At 68.3% G+C, this 18,275-nt stretch carries 20 protein-coding genes; 11 read left to right on the forward strand and 9 right to left on the reverse strand.

Going from position 1 to position 18,275, the window contains the following annotated elements:
- The first annotated feature begins 4 nt into the window (after window positions 1-4).
- The 3 genes from AC1PZ7_RS15530 to rpmG all read left to right on the forward strand — a co-directional run bounded on the left by AC1PZ7_RS15530 (window position 5) and on the right by rpmG (window position 2,351).
- Complete coding sequence (locus AC1PZ7_RS15530; protein ID WP_482356115.1) at window positions 5-748, forward strand: NUDIX hydrolase; 744 nt, start codon at window positions 5-7, stop codon at window positions 746-748.
- Between the two features lie 145 nt (window positions 749-893).
- On the forward strand, window positions 894-2,051 hold the full coding sequence (locus AC1PZ7_RS15535) for an MFS transporter (protein WP_482356116.1): 1,158 nt from the start codon (window positions 894-896) through the stop codon (window positions 2,049-2,051).
- A 132-nt stretch (window positions 2,052-2,183) separates the two neighbouring features.
- Window positions 2,184-2,351 carry a 50S ribosomal protein L33 gene (gene rpmG, locus AC1PZ7_RS15540; RefSeq protein ID WP_013166321.1) on the forward strand — a complete coding sequence of 56 codons (168 nt, stop codon included), beginning with the start codon at window positions 2,184-2,186 and terminating at the stop codon, window positions 2,349-2,351.
- A 328-nt stretch (window positions 2,352-2,679) separates the two neighbouring features.
- Here the strand turns inward: rpmG and AC1PZ7_RS15545 are convergent, their stop codons facing one another.
- Window positions 2,680-3,051, reverse strand: a complete 372-nt coding sequence (locus AC1PZ7_RS15545) for a response regulator (protein WP_482356117.1) — start codon at window positions 3,049-3,051, stop codon at window positions 2,680-2,682.
- A 109-nt stretch (window positions 3,052-3,160) separates the two neighbouring features.
- Between AC1PZ7_RS15545 and AC1PZ7_RS15550 the strand changes: the two genes are divergently transcribed.
- Together AC1PZ7_RS15550 and AC1PZ7_RS15555 are read left to right on the forward strand one after the other, a co-directional pair.
- Window positions 3,161-3,469: a DUF3572 domain-containing protein gene (locus AC1PZ7_RS15550; protein ID WP_482356118.1), complete on the forward strand. Its 309-nt coding sequence runs from the start codon at window positions 3,161-3,163 to the stop codon at window positions 3,467-3,469.
- Window positions 3,470-3,513: 44 nt separating this feature from the next.
- The gene (locus AC1PZ7_RS15555) at window positions 3,514-4,881 is read left to right on the forward strand and encodes a DNA polymerase IV (RefSeq protein WP_482356119.1); all 1,368 of its coding nucleotides are present in this window, start codon (window positions 3,514-3,516) and stop codon (window positions 4,879-4,881) included.
- Here AC1PZ7_RS15555 and AC1PZ7_RS15560 read toward each other — a convergent pair.
- Window positions 4,838-5,656, reverse strand: a complete 819-nt coding sequence (locus AC1PZ7_RS15560; RefSeq protein WP_482356120.1) for a cell envelope integrity EipB family protein — start codon at window positions 5,654-5,656, stop codon at window positions 4,838-4,840. The genes AC1PZ7_RS15555 and AC1PZ7_RS15560 overlap by 44 nt on opposite strands.
- Window positions 5,657-5,806: 150 nt before the next feature.
- Here AC1PZ7_RS15560 and AC1PZ7_RS15565 point away from each other — a divergent pair, with 150 nt between their 5' ends.
- The 4 genes from AC1PZ7_RS15565 (at window position 5,807) to AC1PZ7_RS15580 (ending at window position 8,957) form a co-directional block, all read left to right on the forward strand.
- The gene (locus AC1PZ7_RS15565; protein WP_482356121.1) at window positions 5,807-6,268 is read left to right on the forward strand and encodes a RidA family protein; all 462 of its coding nucleotides are present in this window, start codon (window positions 5,807-5,809) and stop codon (window positions 6,266-6,268) included.
- A 7-nt stretch (window positions 6,269-6,275) separates the two neighbouring features.
- Complete coding sequence (locus tag AC1PZ7_RS15570; protein ID WP_482356122.1) at window positions 6,276-7,034, forward strand: glycerophosphodiester phosphodiesterase family protein; 759 nt, start codon at window positions 6,276-6,278, stop codon at window positions 7,032-7,034.
- Window positions 7,035-7,188: 154 nt separating this feature from the next.
- A complete protein-coding gene (locus AC1PZ7_RS15575) occupies window positions 7,189-8,484 on the forward strand; it encodes a GNAT family N-acetyltransferase (RefSeq protein WP_482356123.1) in 1,296 nt (431 codons plus the stop codon).
- A gap of 50 nt (window positions 8,485-8,534) precedes the next feature.
- A complete protein-coding gene (locus tag AC1PZ7_RS15580) occupies window positions 8,535-8,957 on the forward strand; it encodes an HIT domain-containing protein (protein ID WP_482356124.1) in 423 nt (140 codons plus the stop codon).
- Window positions 8,958-8,962: 5 nt separating this feature from the next.
- Here AC1PZ7_RS15580 and AC1PZ7_RS15585 read toward each other — a convergent pair whose 3' ends face one another.
- The 5 genes from AC1PZ7_RS15585 to AC1PZ7_RS15605 all read right to left on the reverse strand — a co-directional run bounded on the left by AC1PZ7_RS15585 (window position 8,963) and on the right by AC1PZ7_RS15605 (window position 13,772).
- Entirely contained in the window at window positions 8,963-9,313 is a 351-nt protein-coding gene (locus tag AC1PZ7_RS15585) for an AzlD domain-containing protein (RefSeq protein ID WP_482356125.1), read from the reverse strand.
- Complete coding sequence (locus AC1PZ7_RS15590) at window positions 9,310-10,056, reverse strand: AzlC family ABC transporter permease (protein WP_482356126.1); 747 nt, start codon at window positions 10,054-10,056, stop codon at window positions 9,310-9,312. The genes AC1PZ7_RS15585 and AC1PZ7_RS15590 overlap by 4 nt, the downstream gene beginning before the upstream one ends.
- A 198-nt stretch (window positions 10,057-10,254) precedes the next feature.
- Window positions 10,255-12,693 (reverse strand): ATP-dependent Clp protease ATP-binding subunit ClpA, encoded by a 2,439-nt coding sequence (clpA, locus tag AC1PZ7_RS15595; RefSeq protein WP_482356127.1) that lies wholly within the window; start codon window positions 12,691-12,693, stop codon window positions 10,255-10,257.
- A gap of 31 nt (window positions 12,694-12,724) precedes the next feature.
- Complete coding sequence (clpS, locus tag AC1PZ7_RS15600; RefSeq protein WP_482356128.1) at window positions 12,725-13,096, reverse strand: ATP-dependent Clp protease adapter ClpS; 372 nt, start codon at window positions 13,094-13,096, stop codon at window positions 12,725-12,727.
- A 337-nt stretch (window positions 13,097-13,433) separates the two neighbouring features.
- Window positions 13,434-13,772 carry a phasin family protein gene (locus tag AC1PZ7_RS15605; protein ID WP_482356129.1) on the reverse strand — a complete coding sequence of 113 codons (339 nt, stop codon included), beginning with the start codon at window positions 13,770-13,772 and terminating at the stop codon, window positions 13,434-13,436.
- A gap of 378 nt (window positions 13,773-14,150) precedes the next feature.
- On the opposite strand from AC1PZ7_RS15605, the gene AC1PZ7_RS15610 reads away from it, so the two are divergent.
- A complete protein-coding gene (locus AC1PZ7_RS15610; protein WP_482356130.1) occupies window positions 14,151-15,839 on the forward strand; it encodes a serine hydrolase in 1,689 nt (562 codons plus the stop codon).
- Between the two features lie 10 nt (window positions 15,840-15,849).
- Here AC1PZ7_RS15610 and AC1PZ7_RS15615 read toward each other — a convergent pair whose 3' ends face one another.
- Together AC1PZ7_RS15615 and AC1PZ7_RS15620 are read right to left on the reverse strand one after the other, a co-directional pair.
- Entirely contained in the window at window positions 15,850-16,548 is a 699-nt protein-coding gene (locus tag AC1PZ7_RS15615) for a DnaJ domain-containing protein (protein ID WP_482356131.1), read from the reverse strand.
- The gene (locus tag AC1PZ7_RS15620) at window positions 16,545-17,276 is read right to left on the reverse strand and encodes a vWA domain-containing protein (protein WP_482356132.1); all 732 of its coding nucleotides are present in this window, start codon (window positions 17,274-17,276) and stop codon (window positions 16,545-16,547) included. Before AC1PZ7_RS15620 ends, AC1PZ7_RS15615 begins: the two co-directional genes overlap by 4 nt.
- A 130-nt stretch (window positions 17,277-17,406) precedes the next feature.
- On the opposite strand from AC1PZ7_RS15620, the gene panC reads away from it, so the two are divergent.
- The gene (gene panC, locus AC1PZ7_RS15625) at window positions 17,407-18,267 is read left to right on the forward strand and encodes a pantoate--beta-alanine ligase (RefSeq protein ID WP_482356133.1); all 861 of its coding nucleotides are present in this window, start codon (window positions 17,407-17,409) and stop codon (window positions 18,265-18,267) included.
- Window positions 18,268-18,275: the final 8 nt, after the last annotated feature.

The following is an 18,275-nucleotide window of genomic DNA, read 5'->3' on the forward strand; positions in this document are numbered from 1 at the left end:
GACCATGACCCCGACCGACGTTTCCGAGCGCTTCACGCGCGAGCGGCGCGACGACGCCGCGCATCCGGTCATCCGCCCCGCCGACGCGGCGGCGCTGGTGCTCGTCGACCGCTCGAAGCGCGCGCCCCGCCTGCTGCTCGGCCGCCGCAATCCGGCGCTGCGCTTCATGCCGGGCAGGTTCGTCTTCCCCGGCGGACGCGTCGATGCCGGCGACCGTCATGTGCCGGTCTACGGCCTGCTCGACACCGAGAGCGAGCGCCGCCTGCTGGCGCGCGTCGCCCGGCCCAGCGCCGCCCGCGCCCGCGCCCTGGCCCTGGCGGCCATTCGCGAGACCTGCGAGGAGACCGGCTATCTCGTCGGCACGCGCGAGGCCGGCGTGCCGGAGGGGCTCCCCGCCGCCTGGGGCGCCTTCACCGATGCCGGGGTGTTTCCCAATCTGGAGGCGCTGACCTTCGTCGCCCGCGCCGTCACCCCGCCGCGCCTCGCCCGGCGCTTCGACACCCGCTTCTTCATGGCGGACGTCACCGACGTCGCTCATCGTGCCGACGGCGTGGTCGGCCCGGACGCCGAACTCGTCGAGGCCGGCTGGTTCACGCTGGCCGAGGCGAAGAAGGCCGACGTGCCCGACATCACCCTCGCCATCATCGACGAGGTCGAGGCCCGGCTGGCCGGCGGCAACCGCCCCTGGCAGCCCGTGCCGTTCTACTACACGCGGCGCGGACGGGTGTATCGCGAGGCGCTGGGCTGAACGGGCGCCGGGCGTCGGTACCCGGCGTCGGGGCGAATCCACAAAATCCCGGCATGCTCCCATTGCCAAAAGTCATTCGACTTTTGGCCTCCATGAGCTAGAGCCAGCGATCCGGGACGCCGTGTCCCGACGCTAGGTGCCCGTCATGCATGCCCCCGCCCAGCCTCGCGGCGTGAACATTGCCTCCATCGCCGCCGCGATCGGCGCCATCTCGGTGGTCGGGCTGGGCCTTGCCCTCTCCATCCCGCTGCTCGCCTTCGAGCTGCACGACCGGGGCATTTCCAGCACCTGGATCGGCATCAACACCGCGGTCGGCGGCATCGCCACCATCACGCTGGCGCCCTTCCTGCCGGATCTGGTGCGCCGCGTCGGCGCCGGGCCGCTGCTGCTGGGCGCCCTTGTCAGCGCCGCGCTGAGCCTCGTCGCCTTCAAGATCACCGCGTCCTTCGCGCTGTGGTTCCCGCTGCGCTTCATCTTCGGCGCGGCGCTGTGCGTGCTGTTCGTGGTCAGCGAGTTCTGGATCAACGCGGCCGCGCCGAACAACCGGCGCGGGCTCGTCATCGGCATCTACGGCACGGTGTTGTCGATGGGTTTCGCCGGCGGACCGGCGATACTGAGCCTCGTCGGCACGCATGGCTGGGCGCCCTATCTGTGCGGCGCCGCCTTCTTCGCCCTCGCCGCCATTCCGGTGATGATCGGCGCCTCCAGCGCGCCGGCGATCGAGAAGGAAAGCTCGCGCGGCGTCTGGAGCCTGATGCGCATCGCGCCGGCGGCGACGCTCGCCGCCTTCATCTTCGGCGCGGTCGAGACCGGGCTGATCAACTTCCTGCCGCTCTACGGCCTGCGGCGCGGGCTGGACGAGGGCGAGGCGGCGCTGCTGCTCACCATCGCCGAGCTCGGCAATGTCGGCCTGCAGCTTCCCCTCGGCCTGCTGAGCGACCGCGTGGACCGGCGGCGCCTGCTGCTCGGCTGCGGCATTGTCGGCGTGGCGGGCGCCTTCCTGATTCCGCACCTGCCGATCGCCGGCTGGTCGATGTGGATCACGGTGTTCGTCACCACGGGAATCGTCGCCGGCCTCTACACGGTCGGCCTCGCCCTGCTCGGCGCGCGATTCGACGGGGCGGCGCTCGCCACCGCCAATGCCGCCTTCGTCATGCTCTACTCGATCGGCCTGACGGTCGGCCCGACGGCGGTCGGCAGCGGCATGCAACTGTTCGATCCCAACGGCTTTGCCTGGGTCATCGGCGCCTTCCTGCTGGTCTATGTGATGGTGGTGGCCGGACAGATCTGGCGCGACCGCTGATCCGCGTTCCTTGACATTCGCGCGCCGATCGCGGATACGGACGCGCAACGAGCGGCAGGAATGCTGCGCGAACCCGATTTCTTCGGCGTGGCGCCACCACGTTCGAAAGCCACGCTCCCAGGAGACCCGGTCATGGCCAAGGCAACGACCATCAAGATCAAGCTCGTGTCGAGCGCCGACACCGGCTTCTTTTATGTGACCAAGAAGAACTCGCGTACCATGACCGACAAGCTGGTCGTCAAGAAGTACGACCCCGTCGCGAAGAAGCATGTCGAGTTCCGCGAAGGCAAGATCAAGTGATCTGACCGACGCAGGGCTTCGCCCCGGAATGCAAGAAGGCGCCGCGAGGCGCCTTTTTCGTTTTGGTCTCGGTGTTTCGGGGTCGGTCTCAGTCTCGCAGGCCGGAGAACGCGCCCCTTCAGCCGGAGAGTCGGGCTGGAATCGGCGGGCAATGGGCGGAGAGGCCATCCGCTGCCATTGCCCGCCGACCAGACCCTACGGACCCAGGAGATGCGGCGGACCCGAGCACTCCGCAGGGAAAGCGGAAACCGGTGCAAGGCTACCCCAACGCTGCGGGAAATCAACGGGGTTGTCGGGAGACTGGCGCCCGATTCGCCGGAGACGCGTTTCAGTCCAGCGGGACGAACTGGCGCACGGTCTCGAGAAATTTGCCGACCGAGATCGGCTTGGAGAGATAGGCTTCGCAGCCGCCCTCGCGGATGCGCTCCTCGTCACCCTTCATCGCGAAGGCGGTGACGGCAATGACCGGAATCGCCTTCAGCTCCGGGTCCGCCTTGAGCGCGCGCGTCACATCGAGGCCCGACACTTCGGGAAGCTGGATGTCCATGAGGATAAGGTCGGGCCGATGACGGCGCGCCAGTTCCATCGCCTCGATGCCATTGCGCGTGCCGACCGTGATATAGCCGTGGGCTTCCAGCAGATCGTTGAAGAGCTTCATGTTGAGCTCGTTATCCTCAACGATCAGAACGGTCTTGGACATCGGTCGATGGATCCCTGGATCGGCGGCGGCGGTCCTGCGGGCCGGAATCGCTCACGCATCCGCCTGTCGATCGGTTAGCTTTACCCATGCATTCCTTACGGAACCGGAAATGAGAAGCCGCAACTCCCGCTCCCACTCCCTGTCCACCCAGCAGGCCGCCCGCGAGGTCAGCCTCGGCGCGCTGGGCTATCTTGCCGGCGATCCCGAGCGGATCGGCCCGTTCCTGGCCGAGAGCGGCCTCTCGCCGGCGGATCTGCGCGGGATCGTGGGGTCCGCCGCTTTCCATGTGGCGTTGCTCGACTATCTGATCAACCGCCAGGACCTGCTCGTCGCCTATGCCGGGGAAGCGGGCATCGACCCCGGCCACGTGGTGGCCGCGCGCGAGATCCTGTTCCACGCAGACATGGGCGAGGACTGAGGAATGGGCGAGGACTGAGGAACCGGAAACCGGGGAGCGCGGCCATGGCACGGCTGCCGGCCTTCTGCCGCGACTGCCTGGGCGACGCCGGCGAGGAGCGCCGCTGCACGCGTTGCGGCAGCCCGCGCATCGCCCGCCACGCCGAGCTCGACACCCTCCACATCGCCCATATCGACTGTGACGCCTTCTACGCCTCGGTGGAGAAGCGCGACGACCCGACGCTGCGCGACCGGCCGGTGATCATCGGCGGCGGCAAGCGCGGCGTGGTCTCGACCGCCTGCTATCTCGCCCGCGTCAAGGGCGTGCGTTCGGCCATGCCGATGTTCAAGGCCCTCGCGCTCTGCCCCGAGGCGGTGGTGATCAAGCCCAACATGGCGAAATACGTCGCGGTAGGCCGGCAGATCCGCGAGCGCTTCCTCAACCTGACGCCGCTGGTCGAGCCGCTCTCGATCGACGAGGCCTTCCTCGACCTCGCCGGCACGCAGCGCCTGCACGGCGAGAGCCCGGCGCGCGCCCTCGCCCGCCTCGCCCGGTCCGTCGAAACGCAGATCGGCGTCACCCTGTCGGTCGGTCTCGCGCCGAACAAGTTCCTCGCCAAGATCGCCTCCGACCTCGACAAGCCGCGCGGCTTCGCGGTGATCGGCCGGGCGGAGGCGGTCGGCTTCCTCGCGCCGCGCGGCGTCGGCACGATCTGGGGCGTCGGCAAGGCGACGCAGGAGCGCCTCGCGCGCGAGGGCTACCGGCTGATCGCCGACCTGCAGGCAGCCGACGAGACGACGCTCGCCCGGCGCTTCGGCAATGAGGGGCTGCGGCTGGCGCGGCTGGCGCGCGGCATCGACGAGCGCCCGGTCAATCCCGAGCGGGAGACCAAGAGCGTCTCGACGGAGACCACCTTCGACACCGACATCGGCGATTTCCGCACCCTGGAACAGGAACTCTACCGCCTGACGCGCAAGCTCTCCGACCGGCTGAAGGCCGCCGACCTCGCCGGCCGCACGGTGACGCTGAAGCTGAAGACGGCGGATTTCCGCCTCATCACCCGCGCCCGGTCGCTGGAAGACCCGACCCGCCTCGCCCATCGCATCTTCGACCATGCGCGCGAGCTCCTGGCGCGCGAGACCGACGGGCGGCAGTTCCGGCTGATCGGCGTCGGCGTCTCGGAACTGGCCGACCCGACGCTCGCCGACCCGGCGGACCTTGTCGACGCGCAGGCGACCCGGCGCGGGCTGGCGGAACTGGCTACCGACGCGCTGCGCGCCCGCTTCGGCAAGGAGATCATCGATCGCGGCATCGCCCTCGACGCGCCGCGCCGCAAGGAGCCGGAGCAGCCCCATCGCAACCGGCCGGACGACGAGGCCCCGCAGGCGTCTACTTCGCGCACTCTTCCTTCGGCAGCGCCTCGTAGGAAATGAGGGTGCCGCGCAGCGCGAACTCTCCATAGTCGAGCTTGAGGTTCCGGCTCACGCCATTGTCGAACATATCGAAGCTGATCGTGTAGTCCGGCGTCTGCTTGTCGGCGTTGCGCTCGTAATAGCTGATCGTGACCGGATAGCGCGTGCGCCCGGCAAGGTCGCTGGCCGTCGCGGCGTCCTCCAGCCCCTTGGGATCGCTCACCCCGCGGCCGATGACGGAGAGCGTGTCGTAGACCTTCTTCGCGTCCGGCGAGCCATCGAACACCGAGGCGTCGAGGATGGCCTCGCCCTTCTCGGCGCTGGCGATGAGGCGCAGCACATGCTGGGTCGGCAGGAGGATGTTCTTGCCGAGCTGCACCGTGTCCGGCTCCGGCTTGGTCGCCTTCACCACCAGCTTGCCATCCTTGCGCTCGGCGACGCCGTCGGCCTCTTCGGAGGTCTCGCCATTGAGCGCGTTGGTGACGCGGAAGCGATAGGCGTTGCCCTCGCCATCTTCCCAGGTGGCGGTGGAGACCGCGCTCTTGACCTGCCCGCCCTCGGTCGCGAGGGCGGTGTTCTGGCGCAGTTGCACGGAATAGCCCGCGCAAGGATTGCCGCGCAGTTCGTAGACGATGCGGCCATCGGCACCGTTGACGCGGTTCGCCGGCGTGCTGGCGTCCAGCGAGATCGCATAGGTCGCCCGATGCGGGGTGAGCTGGATGGCCGCCGCCGGAAGCGCGGAGCCCCCCAGCAGCGCGACGGTGGCGGCGAAACGGACGGAACGGGTGAACGGCATCGGCAGACGGCTCCCTCGGAGGCACAACACGCGGCTTGCGAACGGCGGACCGATCCGCCAAACATCACCCGTCGAAGATGGCAATTGCGGGTCGGCGCCCGGCCGACGCACGCAAAATATGCACGCTCATCAGGATAGCAGGAGATCCCCATGACCGGAACGGTTGAGGCCAAGCTCGCGGCCCTCGGCATCACCATCCCCGCCGCCAGCGCGCCGGCGGCGAATTATGTGCCGTTCGTCATCAGCGGCAACCTCCTGTGGATTTCCGGCCAGATCTCCATGGCCAACGGCACCTTCATCACCGGAAAGATCGCGGCCGAGGCCGACATCGAGGCCGGCCGCGGCGCCGCCCGCCAGTGCGGCATCAACCTCATCGCGCAGATCAAGGCGGCGCTGGGCGAGCTCGACCGGGTGAAGCGGGTGGTCAAGCTGGTCGGCTTCGTCAATTCGGCGCCGGATTTCACCGACCAGCCCAAGGTGGTGAACGGCGCCTCGGACCTGTTCGTGGAAGTGTTCGGCGATGCCGGCCGCCATGCGCGCTCGGCGGTGGGCGTCGCCGCCCTGCCCTTCGACGTCAGCGTCGAGATCGAGGCGGTCATCGAATTCGTCTGACGCGGCGATGAACACCCCACCCAACGCTCCCGGCTGGTTGACCGCGCGGCCGATCGCCCACCGCGCGCTGCACGATGCGGCGCGCGGCGTGGTCGAGAACACGCCCACGGCGGTCGATGCCGCGCTGGCGCGGAACTTCGCCATCGAGGTGGACATCCAGCTTTCCGCCGATGGCCAGGTGATGGTGTTCCACGACGACACGCTGGAGCGGCTGACCAATGGGGAAGGCCCGGCGAAGGCGCTCACCGCCGCCCGGCTCAAGGCGCTGGAACTGCGCGGCACCGCCGACCGCATGATGACGCTGGCCGAGTTGCTCGCCCGCGTCGCCGGGCGGGTGGCGCTGATCATCGAACTGAAGAGCCATTTCGACGGCGACACCGCCGTCGCCGCGCGCGCGGTGGAGATACTGGCGGGCTATGGCGGGCCGGCGGCGCTGATGTCGTTCGACCCGGACCTCGTCGCGGCGGTGCGCCGGCTCGCCCCGGCGATTCCGCGCGGCATCACCATGGAACACCGCTACGACGATCCCGAATGGGACATCCTCACACCCGCGACCAAATATGCCTGGGGCAACCTGCTGCATTTCCCGCGCACCCGGCCGGACTTCATCGCGCACTATGTGAAGGAACTGCCCGCGACCGCCGTGTCGCTGGCGCGGCGCGCCACCGGTCTGCCGGTGCTGAGCTGGACCGTGCGGACGCCGGAGGACCGCGCCGTCGCCGCCCGCCACGCCGACCAGATCATCTTCGAGGGTTTCCTGCCCTGAGCGCCGGCCCGATACCTCGCCCGAGGTCTCGCCCCAACGCTCACCCGACGTCCCCGCGGCACCCGATGTCTCGATTGCGTGAACGCCCTTTCGCCGACGCCGCGTCCGGCGCACATTAGGCGCCGTTCGCGCACGCCCCCCGAGCCGCTCCTGCATGTCCGACGAAACGTTCAGCCTCCGCGTCGAAAGCGACATCACCGCGCTTCCGGCCACCGCGTGGGACGCCTGCGCCAGCCCGCAGAGTTGCGGAGATACATTAGGTATCTCCTCTAACGCATTGACAGATGAAGTTGATGCGGCGCGCGATGATGTTGAAACGTCACCTCAAGTCGGCATCCTGCAGCCTGAGGCTCGCCCCTATAATCCCTTCGTCAGCCACGCCTTTCTCTCCGCTCTTGAGGAATCGGGTTCGGCCTGCGCGGCGACCGGCTGGCTGCCGCAGCACCTCGTTCTGGAAGACCCCGACGGCGCGGTGATCGGCGTGTGCCCCGCCTATCTGAAGTCGCACTCGCAGGGCGAATACGTCTTCGACCATGGCTGGGCGGAGGCGTTCGAGCGCGCCGGCGGTCGCTACTACCCCAAGCTGCAGCTCTCGGTTCCCTTCACCCCGGCGACCGGCCCGCGCCTGCTGGTCGGCGCGGGTCCGCACGCGGCCACCGCCCGCGCGGCGCTGGCCGGCGGTCTCGTCGCGCTCGCCGGCATGCGGAAAGTCTCGTCCGTCCACGCGACCTTCCTCACCGACACGGATGCCGACGCGCTTGAGCAGGAGGGCTTCCTGCCGCGCACCGACCAGCAGTTCCACTGGCGCAACCGCGGCTATGGGGATTTCGAGGCTTTCCTCGGCGATCTCGCCTCGCGCAAGCGCAAGCAGATCAAACGCGAGCGGCGCGAGGCGCTGGAGAACGGCATCTCCATCCACTGGCTCACCGGCCGGGACCTGACCGAGGAGGTCTGGGATGCGTTCTTCGCCTTCTACATGGAGACCGGCTCGCGCAAATGGGGGCGGCCCTATCTCACCCGCTCGTTCTACGCGCTCATCGGCGAGCGCATGGCGGATCGCGTCCTGCTGGTGATGGCCAAGCGCGCCGGGCGCTGGATCGCCGGCGCCATCAACTTCATCGGCTCGGATGCGCTCTATGGTCGGCACTGGGGCGCGATCGAGCACCATCCCTTCCTGCATTTCGAGATCTGCTACCATCAGGCCATCGACTTCGCGATCGCCCATGGCCTTTCGACGGTGGAGGCAGGAGCGCAGGGCGAGCACAAGCTGGCGCGCGGCTACATGCCGGTCACCACGCGCTCGGCGCACTACATCGCCGATCCGCAGTTCCGTGCGGCGGTGGCGCACTATCTGGAGCGGGAGCGCCGCCACGTCGCGCAGGCCGGCGAGGAGATGAGCGTGCTCGGCCCGTTCCGCCAGATGGCCGGCGACATGACCGACGAGCCTTGACCGGCGCCGCGCGGCTTGCGATCAGGTCGGGCCCACAGGGGAGGATTTCCATGGCCTACGATCCCGGCAACATCTTCGCGAAAATCCTGCGGGGCGAGATTCCCGCCTTCAAGATCTATGAGGACGACCGCGTGCTCGCCTTCCTCGACATCATGCCGCGCGCGGCGGGCCATGCGCTGGTGATTCCGAAGGCGCCGGCCCGCAATCTGCTCGATGTCGGGACCGAAGATCTTGCCGCTGTCGCCGCCGTTGCCCAGCGCGTCGCGCAGGCGCAGATGGAGGTTTTCGAGGCGGAGGGCATCACCCTGACGCAGCACAATGAGAAGGCCGGCGGACAGGAGGTGTTCCACCTGCATGTCCATGTCATTCCGCGCCATGCCGGCGTCGAGCTGCGCCCGCCGCTCTCCTACAAGGAGACGCCCGAGGTGCTGGCCGATCAGGCCGCCCGGTTGGCCGCCGCGCTGAAGGGCTGACGCCTTCAGCCGAGGCCGAGCCACCACGCGCCGACGACCAGCACCGCCTCGGCGGTGAGCACCCCGGCCAGGACCGAGCGGCGCACGACGAGGAAGCCGGCGATGCCGCTCGCCACCGCCCCTGCCCGCAGCCATAGCGGCACGGCGACCAGCGCCCCGCTCGGCACCAGCAGCAGCCGCGCGACGACGGCCGCGAGCAGCGCCGTCGCCACCGCCGTGACCCATTGCATCCAGACGCTGTTCTCGTCGATGCGTCGGCCGAACAGCACCCCGAGCACGCGCCAGACCTCGTTCGGCAGGAAGCCGATGAAGATCACGATCAGCATCGCGCCGAATTCGGTGCTGTGCAGGCTCATGTCCGCCGTCCGGCAAGATAACGCGAGAGGAAGAAGGCCAGCGTGCCGCCGCCGACCCCCGCCCAGAACAGGTCGAGCCCCCCGGGCGAGTTCGCCGCCAGCGGCGCGATGACCGTGCCGAAGCCGATCGCCATCCAGTCCACCGCCTTGCGCGCATTGCGCACCAGCAGGATGGTGAAGGAGATCGGCGTGAGCAGCAGCAGCGCGATGGCCAGCGGGCCCGGCAGCGCGTGGGTGAGATAGAAGCCGAGCGCCGTACCGGTCATGCTCAGCAAGGTCAGGCCGAAGCCGAGGCCGGCGGCGAAGCCGGGCCGACCTTCCGGCGCCACCTTGGGCAGGAGCCGGAAGCCCTCGACCCACATGGTCACGGCGACGAAATGGGCGCAGAGGATCTCGCTCGCCAGCCGCGGCTTCGGCCCGCGCATCAGCGGCATGAGCGACACCACCATCGGCAGCAGCCGCACGCCGGACAGGCACACGGCGACGGCGAGCGCCGGCAGCGATGCCCCCGCCGCCAGGCCGCCCACCAGGATCACCTGCGCCGGCAGGGCCCATACGAGCAGGGTCGACAGCATGCCCGCCATGATGGGGAAGCCGAGATCGTGCAGCAGCCCGCCGAAGCCGACAAAGGTCGCCACCAGCACCAGTCCCGGCGTCGAGATGGCCGCGCGCATGCCGCAGGCGAACCAGCGCAGCGGATGGACGAGGGCTGAAGCGGACGTCTCTTTTACGGCATTCATCATGCGGGCTCGCGGCCGCCGTTCATCCGTCCGATGCGCGATTCCGTCAAGCGGAACCCCGCGGGGACAGCGCATGGCTGCCATGCCGGCGCACGGATTTCTGCGGTTGCGCGCGTTACGCCGGAGGGGAGCCGCTGAAAAGAAAAACCCGCCCGCGAGATCCTCGCGGGCGGGTTCCGATGTTGCGGCGATGGCGCGGCGTCACGCCTTGACGAGCGGCACCTTCGGCACCCGCGAGCCGGTGGGCTTGGAGCGCCCGCTGGCTGCCGTCGCCTTCTTCGCCTTCGGCGCCGCCGGCTTGCGGCGCGGCGCGCGCTTGGCCTTCGGCGGCTCGATCTTCTCCGGCTTGGGCGTGATCGGCCCTTCCGGGAACTCGAAGCCGAGCGAGGTCTCGCCATCCTCGTCTGTCTTGAGGACGACGCGGACATGCCCGCCATTGCGCAGCTTGCCGAACAGCACCTCGTCGGCCAGCGCCTTCTTGATGTGCTCCTGGATCACCCGGCCCATGGGCCGCGCGCCCATCTGCTGGTCATAGCCACGCTCGACCAGCCAGGCGGTCGCCTCGTCGGACAGCTCGATGGTGACGTTGCGGTCGGCGAGCTGGGCCTCGAGCTGCAGGACGAACTTCTCCACCACCAGCGCGATGATCTCGTTGGTGAGGTGGGCGAAGGTGATGATCGCGTCGAGGCGGTTGCGGAACTCCGGCGCGAACAGCCGGTTGATCGCCTCCACATCGTCGCCCTCCCGCTTCGAGCGGGTGAAGCCGAAGGCCGACTTCGACAGATCGGCGGCGCCCGCATTGGTCGTCATGATCAGAATGACGTTGCGGAAATCCACCTGCTTGCCGTTGTGGTCGGTCAGCTTCCCGTGGTCCATCACCTGCAGCAGGATGTTGAACAGGTCGGGATGCGCCTTCTCGATCTCGTCGAGCAGCAGCACGCAGTGCGGGTGCTGGTCGATTCCGTCGGTCAGCAGGCCGCCCTGGTCGAAGCCGACATAGCCGGGAGGCGCGCCGATGAGCCGCGAGATGGTGTGCCGCTCCATGTACTCGGACATGTCGAAGCGCAGCAGCTCGACGCCGAGGCTGGAGGCGAGCTGCTTGGCCACCTCGGTCTTGCCGACGCCGGTGGGACCCGAGAACAGGTAGGAGCCGATCGGCTTCTCCGGTTCGCGCAACCCCGCCCTGGCGAGCTTGATCGCCGAGGCCAGCGCCTCGATCGCCTTGTCCTGCCCGTAGACGACGCGCTTCAGCGTGGTCTCCAGCCCCGCGAGGATCTCCGTGTCCGACTTGGAGACGCTCTTGGGCGGGATGCGGGCGATGGTGGCGATGGTCGCCTCGATCTCCTTCACGCCGATGGTCTTCTTACGCCGGCCCTCGGGCAGCAGCATCTGCGCGGCACCCGACTCGTCGATGATGTCGATCGCCTTGTCGGGCAGCTTGCGGTCGTGGATGTACCGCGCGGAAAGCTCCACCGCCGCCTTGATGGCGTCGTTGGTGTAGCGCAGCCGGTGATAGTCCTCGAAATAGGGCTTCAGGCCCTTGAGGATTTCAATGGCGTCCGGAACGGTCGGCTCCGGCACGTCGATCTTCTGGAAGCGGCGCACCAACGCCCGGTCCTTCTCGAAGTACTGCCGGTACTCCTTGTAGGTCGTCGAGCCGATGCAGCGCAGCGTGCCCGAAGCGAGGGCAGGCTTGAGCAGATTGGAGGCATCCATCGCGCCGCCGGAGGTCGCGCCGGCACCGATCACCGTGTGGATCTCGTCGATGAACATGATGGCGTCGGGATAGGCCTCGATCTCCTTCACCACCTGCTTGAGGCGCTCCTCGAAGTCGCCGCGATAGCGGGTACCGGCGAGCAGCGAACCCATGTCGAGCGAGAAGACGGTGGCCTTGCGCAGCACGTCCGGCACCTCGCCATTGACGATCCGGCGTGCAAGTCCCTCGGCGATGGCGGTCTTGCCCACGCCGGGATCGCCCACGAAGAGCGGGTTGTTCTTCGAACGGCGGCAGAGCACCTGGATGGTGCGCTGAATCTCGCTGTCGCGGCCGATCAGCGGGTCGATCTTGCCCTCGCGCGCCTTCTTGTTCAGGTTGACGCAATAGGCATCGAGCGCATCGGCCTTCTTCTTCGAATCCTCCCCGGTCTTCGTCTCCGTCTCCTCTTCAGCTCCGCGCACGGGGCGGCTTTCCGACATGCCGGCGCGCTTGGCGATGCCATGGCTGATGTAGTTGACCGCGTCGTAGCGGGTCATGTCCTGCTCTTGCAGGAAATAGGCCGCATGGCTCTCGCGTTCGGCGAAGATGGCGACCAGCACGTTGGCGCCGGTCACTTCCTCGCGGCCGGAGGACTGCACATGGATGACGGCGCGCTGGATGACGCGCTGGAAACCGGCGGTCGGCTTGGAATCCTCGCCCGCATCCTGGACCAGATTGTCGAGTTCGGTGTCGATGTACTCGACCAGATTGCGCCGCAGCTTTTCGAGGTCGACGTTGCAGGCGCGCATCACCGCCGCCGAGTCCTGGTCGTCGACCAGGGACAGCAGCAGGTGCTCAAGGGTCGCGTATTCGTGGTGGCGTTCGTTGGCGAGCGCGAGGGCCCGGTGAAGCGACTGCTCGAGGCTTCGGGAGAAGGTGGGCATCGGGACCTCTTCGTTTAGCCGTCGCGGAGCGTCACTTCTTCTCCATGACGCACTGCAAAGGATGCTGGTGCTTTCGCGCGAAGTCCATCACCTGCGTGACTTTCGTCTCGGCCACTTCATAGGTGAAGATACCGCACTCCCCCACGCCATGCTGATGCACATGCAACATGATCTGGGTGGCTTCCTCCCGGTTTTTGGCGAAGAAGTGCTCCAGAACGTGTACGACGAACTCCATTGGCGTGTAGTCGTCGTTGATCAGGAGCACCCGGTAGAGGCTGGGCCGCTTCGCCTGCGGCTTCGTACGCGTGATCACCGCCGTGCCAGGCGCGTTCTCTCCACGCCGTCGACGCTCGTCGTCGGCCATCATCATGTCACGCGACTGGGACTTTGCGTGTTCGGACATTCAGGCTTTCCCCAAACCGGCGAACCGGTTCTCGTCAGCTATAATATGTACGCCCCCTCGGTGGCGCCAGTGGTGCAAGGCGAACCCACTGTCGCAATCCGGTGACAATTTTACGAGCGTAAACGGCCGGCTGCGTCACCGCGCCCCCGGCGGGCCAGTCGCTGCAAGGCATCGCGCGCTTTCCGCCCGGCAGGCACATAGCGCCGGCAAGCCCGGAAAGCGGCCCGTCGAAACGACAAAGGCCCGGCTTGCAGCCGGGCCTTGCGAAAACACTGGTTGGCGCCGGACCGTTCCGGTCAGCGGGCCGCCGCCTGCCGGCAGGCCGCCCGCACGTGGCTCACTTGGCGCCGGGAACCTTGCCGATGATGCCTTCATACGGCTTGTAGGATTCCTTGGCGAGGTCGGCATAGAGCTCGCCCATCTTCGTCGCCTGGGCAACGAAGCTCTCATAGGCACCCTTGAAATAGTCCGACTGGATCTCGACCGCCTTGTCCAGCGTCTTGGCGCCGAACAGCTTCTCGGCGGCGGCGGTGCCTTCCTCGAACGACTTCTTCGAGTAGTCGGCCACTTCGACGGCGATCGCCTGGACACCCTTCGACACGGTGCCGAAGCTCTTCACGGCGAGGTCGAGATTGTCCTTGCCGACCTTCTGGATATCTTCGAAATTCTGCATCACGAGCCAACTCCTGTGGTTTCGCCACGCGCGTCGCGCTCAAGCCGCACGCGCCCGCCCGGGAATTCTCCCTGTTGTGGTTGTAATGCGCCGCACCATTCCCCGTCAAGCAATTTTGTGCAGTGCAATATAGCGACCTCTTCCCCGCCATTGCCGGCCCATCTTCTCGCCACATCCGCAGGGTTGATGGAAATTCTTTACGACTCTGTAACCGCACCCTTTTTAAGGTTTGGGAAGTGATCGTTCGGCAGGGTTCGTTAACCGATCAGGGTCTTCGCACAGGCAGCAAGACTGCCGCGATGCCCCTGCCTGCCGTGGGTGTGTTGAGTTCCGGCGTCAGCCGGGAGTGAGTAGCGGGACGGGAAAATGCGGGTTCCGGGAATGGTCGGCACCACTCTGATGCGTGCCGCCGTGGCGATCTTGGCGGTTTCCATCATGGGGGCGGGCGCGGCGGAAGCGGCGTCGAAAAAGAAGAAGACGTCGCGCAACAAGGCAGCGGTCACGCGCAGCGTCGCCAACGGCGGCTCCTGGCAGCGCGGCTACTCCCACATCGTCATCGATGCCAATACCGGCCGCATCCTCGACGCGCAGAACCCCGACAGCCTGCGCCATCCCGCCTCCGTCACCAAGGTGATGACGCTCTACCTGCTGTTCGAGCAGCTCCAGAACGGCAAGTTCCGCCTGAATTCGCCGCTGCGCGTGTCCGCCTATGCGGCCTCGCAGCAGCCCTCCAAGCTCGGCGTGAAACCCGGCTCGACCATCTCCGTCGAGGACGCCATCCAGGCGCTCATCACCCGCTCCGCCAACGATGTGGCGGTGGTGGTGGCCGAGAACATTTCCGGCGACGCCAGCAGCTTCGCCCAGCTCATGACACGCCGCGCGCGCCAGCTCGGCATGTCGCGCACCGTCTTCAAGAACCCCAACGGCCTGCCCAACCCGCAGCAGGTCACCACGGCCCGCGACCTCGCCACCCTCGGCCGCGCCATCCAGGAGCGGTTCCCGAAGTACTACGCCTATTTCGAGACCCGCAGCTTCATGTATCGCGGCGTCGCCATCCGCAATCACAACCGCCTGCTCGGGCGGGTCGACGGTGTCGACGGCATCAAGACCGGCTACACCAACGCCTCGGGCTTCAACCTTCTCACCAGCGTGAAGACGAATGGCCGCTACGTGATCGCCGTCGTGCTCGGCGGCACCAGCGCGGCTTCCCGCGACAACCGCATGGTGGCGCTGATCAACGAGAACCTGCCGCGCGCCCAGGCCGGCCGCCAGATGGTCGCCCGCATGGATTCCGCGCCGCAGGGTGGCGGCGACGATGACGGCGCTCCGCTCGCCCTCGCTTCGGCACCGCTGCCCGCCACCGCGCCCATGCCACTGGCGGCGCCGGAGCCTCAGGAAGTGGCGGCTGCCACGCCCCCCACCATCCCGGTGCCCAGCGCCAATCCGCGGCTCGCCATGGCTTCGGCCGTCGCCGACATGGACAGCGTGACCGCCTCCATTCCGACCCCCGCTCCGGCTCCGAGCCGTCCGGTCCAGGCGTCGGCCGACAACCCGGCTGCCGGTTCGTCGGCCCCGATCGTGCCGGTGGCGGTCAAGACCGTCGCCGTCGCCCGGCCGACCGCCCCGACCGCCAGCTTCAGCAATCAGCCCGGCATTCTCGGCACCCTGTCGTTCACCAACGGCCAGGCTTCCGGCGCCACCCAGGCCCAGGCGGAAGCCCCGGCCCAGCGCGCCATCAAGCAGGTTCAGCTCGCCAGCGCCGGCCCGACCCAGATTCCCCGTCAGGAAGCCGAAAGCGCGGAGAAGACCGCCGCGCCCCGCTCCGGCGGCTGGGCGATCCAGATCGGCGCCTTCGGCAGCGAGGCCGATGCCCGCGCCCAGATCGCCAAGGCGCAGCAGAAGGCCCCCGGCGCGCTCTCCAAGGCGGACGCCTATACCGAGGCGGCGCAGAAGGGCTCGACCAAGATCGTGCGCGCCCGCTTCGCCGGCTTCGATGCCGAAGCCGCCGCACGCAAGGCCTGCCAGACCCTGAAGCGCAGCGATTTCGGCTGCATGGTCTTCCGCAACTGACGGGGAGAGATCAATGCCCGTCGAGCAGGATATCCTTGGCTTCGTTCACCCGGGCGGCGAGATAGTTCGACCCGCCCTGGTCGGGATGGAGTTTCTTCATAAGGGATCGGTGAGCTTTGCGGATCTCGTCCGTCCCCGCCCCCGGCTGAAGGCCCAGGATCTGGTAGGCCTCCTCTTCCGTCAGCGCGCCGCGGCGCGGCGGTTCAGCGCGCCGCCCGCCCGCGTGGCCGTCCGTGTGTTCACGCCATCCGGGCGACCGGCGGTCAAGATAAGCTTCGAGTAGCTGCCGGCTCTCCACATCGACGTCGAGCGCAAGGCGGGCGAGCGTCGGCATATCGAGCGCATCGAGCGCGGAACCGGCGAGTGGCCCGGTCGTGACCGAGCCCGTCAGCCGGCCGCTGTCGTGATCCAGCACCATGTCGAGCGCCGCGGTGCGCACCTTCGAGGTGCGGCCCGGGCTGACCTTGCCCTTCGACCATGGCAAGGCCTTGCTTATGTCCCAGCCGATCAGCGACAGGCCGAAGATGCCGAGCGGCAGCGCGGTCTCGATATGGCCGCGCATGCCCAGGAAGCCGGCGACCAGCAGCAGCGCGCCGCCGCCGACGCGGCGGCCGAGCTGCGCCAGCACGGCCGGGTTGGACCGTCCGAATGCCTTCAGGCCGTAATAGAGGAAGGCGACGATCGCCGCTCCGATGACGAGGTTGATCATCGCGTATCCTGCATCGCAGAAATCAGCTGGCGGGCGCCCGGCGAACTGCCGGCCAGCGCGGCCAGCGCCTTCGCGCCGCCGGCGGCATAGCTCGCGGCGGCGCGCAGAAGCGCCCTGAGCTCGGCGGAGGCGCCGGCATCGAAGTGGCAATAGGCGCCCTTGGTCAGGCGGGCGATCTCGCGGAAGGACCGCTCGACCGTGCCGTCCGTGCCTTCCTGGAACATGAAGGCCGGCACGCCGCGAAGCGCCAGCGGGCCGGCTTCGGCGCAGAGCGCGTCGAGAGATTCCTCCATCGCGTCGCCGACGAAGACGAGCGCGCCGACCGGCCGCCGGGCGGCCTGCGAGGCGGCGTGCCGCAGCACCCGGCCGATCTGCGTGCGGCCGCCCTGGACGGCGATGCGCGCCATCATGGCGCCGAGCTTGGCGCCGTCCGACACCCAGGGCGAGGCGCGGCATTCGTCGATGCCGCGATAGTAGACGAGCTGCACGTCGAGCCCGCCGATCCGGCCGGCTTCCTCGAACATCTCGGTCTGCAGGCTGCAGGCCATGTCCCAGGTCGGCTGCCGGCTCATCGTCGCGTCGAGCGCGAAGATCAGGCTGCCGCGCTGTTCGGCCGACAGCGGCGCGCGCTGCTCCACCTGCGCGAGAAAGGCCGCGACGTCGGCGGAGGGCGCGGCCGGCGGCGTCGAGGTGGTCTGCGTGGAGGGTGTTCGCTTGTCGGAGGCCATCAGCATTCCAAGACAGGATTCGGCGCGATAGTAGCGGGGGATGACGGCGGGCGAACAGGGGCACTCGCCAATGGTTGACCACCCTCCCCGCTCTGCTAGCTTCCGCGCCCCGACCAAGAGGGACTCCGCCATGACCGCCCAGCGTACCATCCGTACCGTCCACACCGTCGCCGGCCTACGCGAGCAGGTCGGGAAATGGCGCGTGGCGGGCGAGCGCGTGGCGCTGGTGCCGACGATGGGCGCGCTGCATGCCGGGCATGTCGCCCTGATGGAAGCGGCGCGTCCGCACGCCGAGCGCATCGTCGTCTCGATCTTCGTCAACCCGACCCAGTTCGCGCCGACCGAGGATCTCAGCCGCTACCCGCGCACGCTGGAGGCCGATCTCGACAAGGCGCAGGCGGCCGGCGCGGCGCTCGCCTTCGTTCCGGACGCGGCCGAGATGTATCCGGAAGGATTCGCCACCACGATCTCCCTCGCCGGCCCGGCGCTCGGACTGGAGAGCGATTTCCGTCCGACCCATTTCGCCGGCGTCGCCACCGTCGTCGCCAAGCTGCTGATACAGGCGGCGCCGGACGTCGCGATGTTCGGCGAAAAGGACTACCAGCAGCTCCAGGTCGTCACGCGCCTGGCGCGCGACCTCGACCTGCCGGTACGCATCGTCGGCGTGCCGACCGTGCGGGAGGAGGACGGCCTCGCCCTGTCCTCGCGCAATGTCTATCTCGGCAGGGAGGAACGCGCCGCCGCTCCGGCGGTTCACCGCGCGCTACGCCGTGCCGCCGAGCGTATCGCGCGCGATGACGACATGACCGCCGCCGTGGACGAGGCGCGCCGGAGCATCGTCGCCACCGGTTTCCAGATCGACTACCTCGAGGCGCGCCACGCGGCGACGCTGGCACCGCTCGCCGCGCGGGCGGACGGCCCCGTCCGCCTTCTCTTCGCCGGCCGGATCGGCGCGACGCGGCTGATCGACAACCTCGCCGTGCCGGACTGATCCGTTCT

Source organism: Ancylobacter sp. TW_SC_1 (assembly GCF_056836805.1).

Excerpts from the sequence above, each read along its gene's own strand:
- AC1PZ7_RS15575 (WP_482356123.1), top strand. The coding sequence starts at position 7,189 with ATGTCCGACGAAACGTTCAGCCTCCGCGTCGAAAGCGACATCACCGCG.
- AC1PZ7_RS15615 (WP_482356131.1), bottom strand. The coding sequence starts at position 16,548 with ATGATCAACCTCGTCATCGGAGCGGCGATCGTCGCCTTCCTCTATTAC.
- AC1PZ7_RS15590 (WP_482356126.1), bottom strand. The coding sequence starts at position 10,056 with ATGATGAATGCCGTAAAAGAGACGTCCGCTTCAGCCCTCGTCCATCCG.
- AC1PZ7_RS15570 (WP_482356122.1), top strand. The coding sequence starts at position 6,276 with ATGAACACCCCACCCAACGCTCCCGGCTGGTTGACCGCGCGGCCGATC.
- AC1PZ7_RS15555 (WP_482356119.1), top strand. The coding sequence starts at position 3,514 with ATGGCACGGCTGCCGGCCTTCTGCCGCGACTGCCTGGGCGACGCCGGC.
- AC1PZ7_RS15550 (WP_482356118.1), top strand. The coding sequence starts at position 3,161 with ATGAGAAGCCGCAACTCCCGCTCCCACTCCCTGTCCACCCAGCAGGCC.
- AC1PZ7_RS15620 (WP_482356132.1), bottom strand. The coding sequence starts at position 17,276 with ATGGCCTCCGACAAGCGAACACCCTCCACGCAGACCACCTCGACGCCG.
- panC (WP_482356133.1), top strand. The coding sequence starts at position 17,407 with ATGACCGCCCAGCGTACCATCCGTACCGTCCACACCGTCGCCGGCCTA.
- rpmG (WP_013166321.1), top strand. The coding sequence starts at position 2,184 with ATGGCCAAGGCAACGACCATCAAGATCAAGCTCGTGTCGAGCGCCGAC.
- AC1PZ7_RS15610 (WP_482356130.1), top strand. The coding sequence starts at position 14,151 with ATGGTCGGCACCACTCTGATGCGTGCCGCCGTGGCGATCTTGGCGGTT.
- AC1PZ7_RS15560 (WP_482356120.1), bottom strand. The coding sequence starts at position 5,656 with ATGCCGTTCACCCGTTCCGTCCGTTTCGCCGCCACCGTCGCGCTGCTG.
- AC1PZ7_RS15545 (WP_482356117.1), bottom strand. The coding sequence starts at position 3,051 with ATGTCCAAGACCGTTCTGATCGTTGAGGATAACGAGCTCAACATGAAG.
- clpS (WP_482356128.1), bottom strand. The coding sequence starts at position 13,096 with ATGTCCGAACACGCAAAGTCCCAGTCGCGTGACATGATGATGGCCGAC.
- AC1PZ7_RS15565 (WP_482356121.1), top strand. The coding sequence starts at position 5,807 with ATGACCGGAACGGTTGAGGCCAAGCTCGCGGCCCTCGGCATCACCATC.
- AC1PZ7_RS15580 (WP_482356124.1), top strand. The coding sequence starts at position 8,535 with ATGGCCTACGATCCCGGCAACATCTTCGCGAAAATCCTGCGGGGCGAG.
- AC1PZ7_RS15535 (WP_482356116.1), top strand. The coding sequence starts at position 894 with ATGCATGCCCCCGCCCAGCCTCGCGGCGTGAACATTGCCTCCATCGCC.
- AC1PZ7_RS15585 (WP_482356125.1), bottom strand. The coding sequence starts at position 9,313 with ATGAGCCTGCACAGCACCGAATTCGGCGCGATGCTGATCGTGATCTTC.
- clpA (WP_482356127.1), bottom strand. The coding sequence starts at position 12,693 with ATGCCCACCTTCTCCCGAAGCCTCGAGCAGTCGCTTCACCGGGCCCTC.
- AC1PZ7_RS15530 (WP_482356115.1), top strand. The coding sequence starts at position 5 with ATGACCCCGACCGACGTTTCCGAGCGCTTCACGCGCGAGCGGCGCGAC.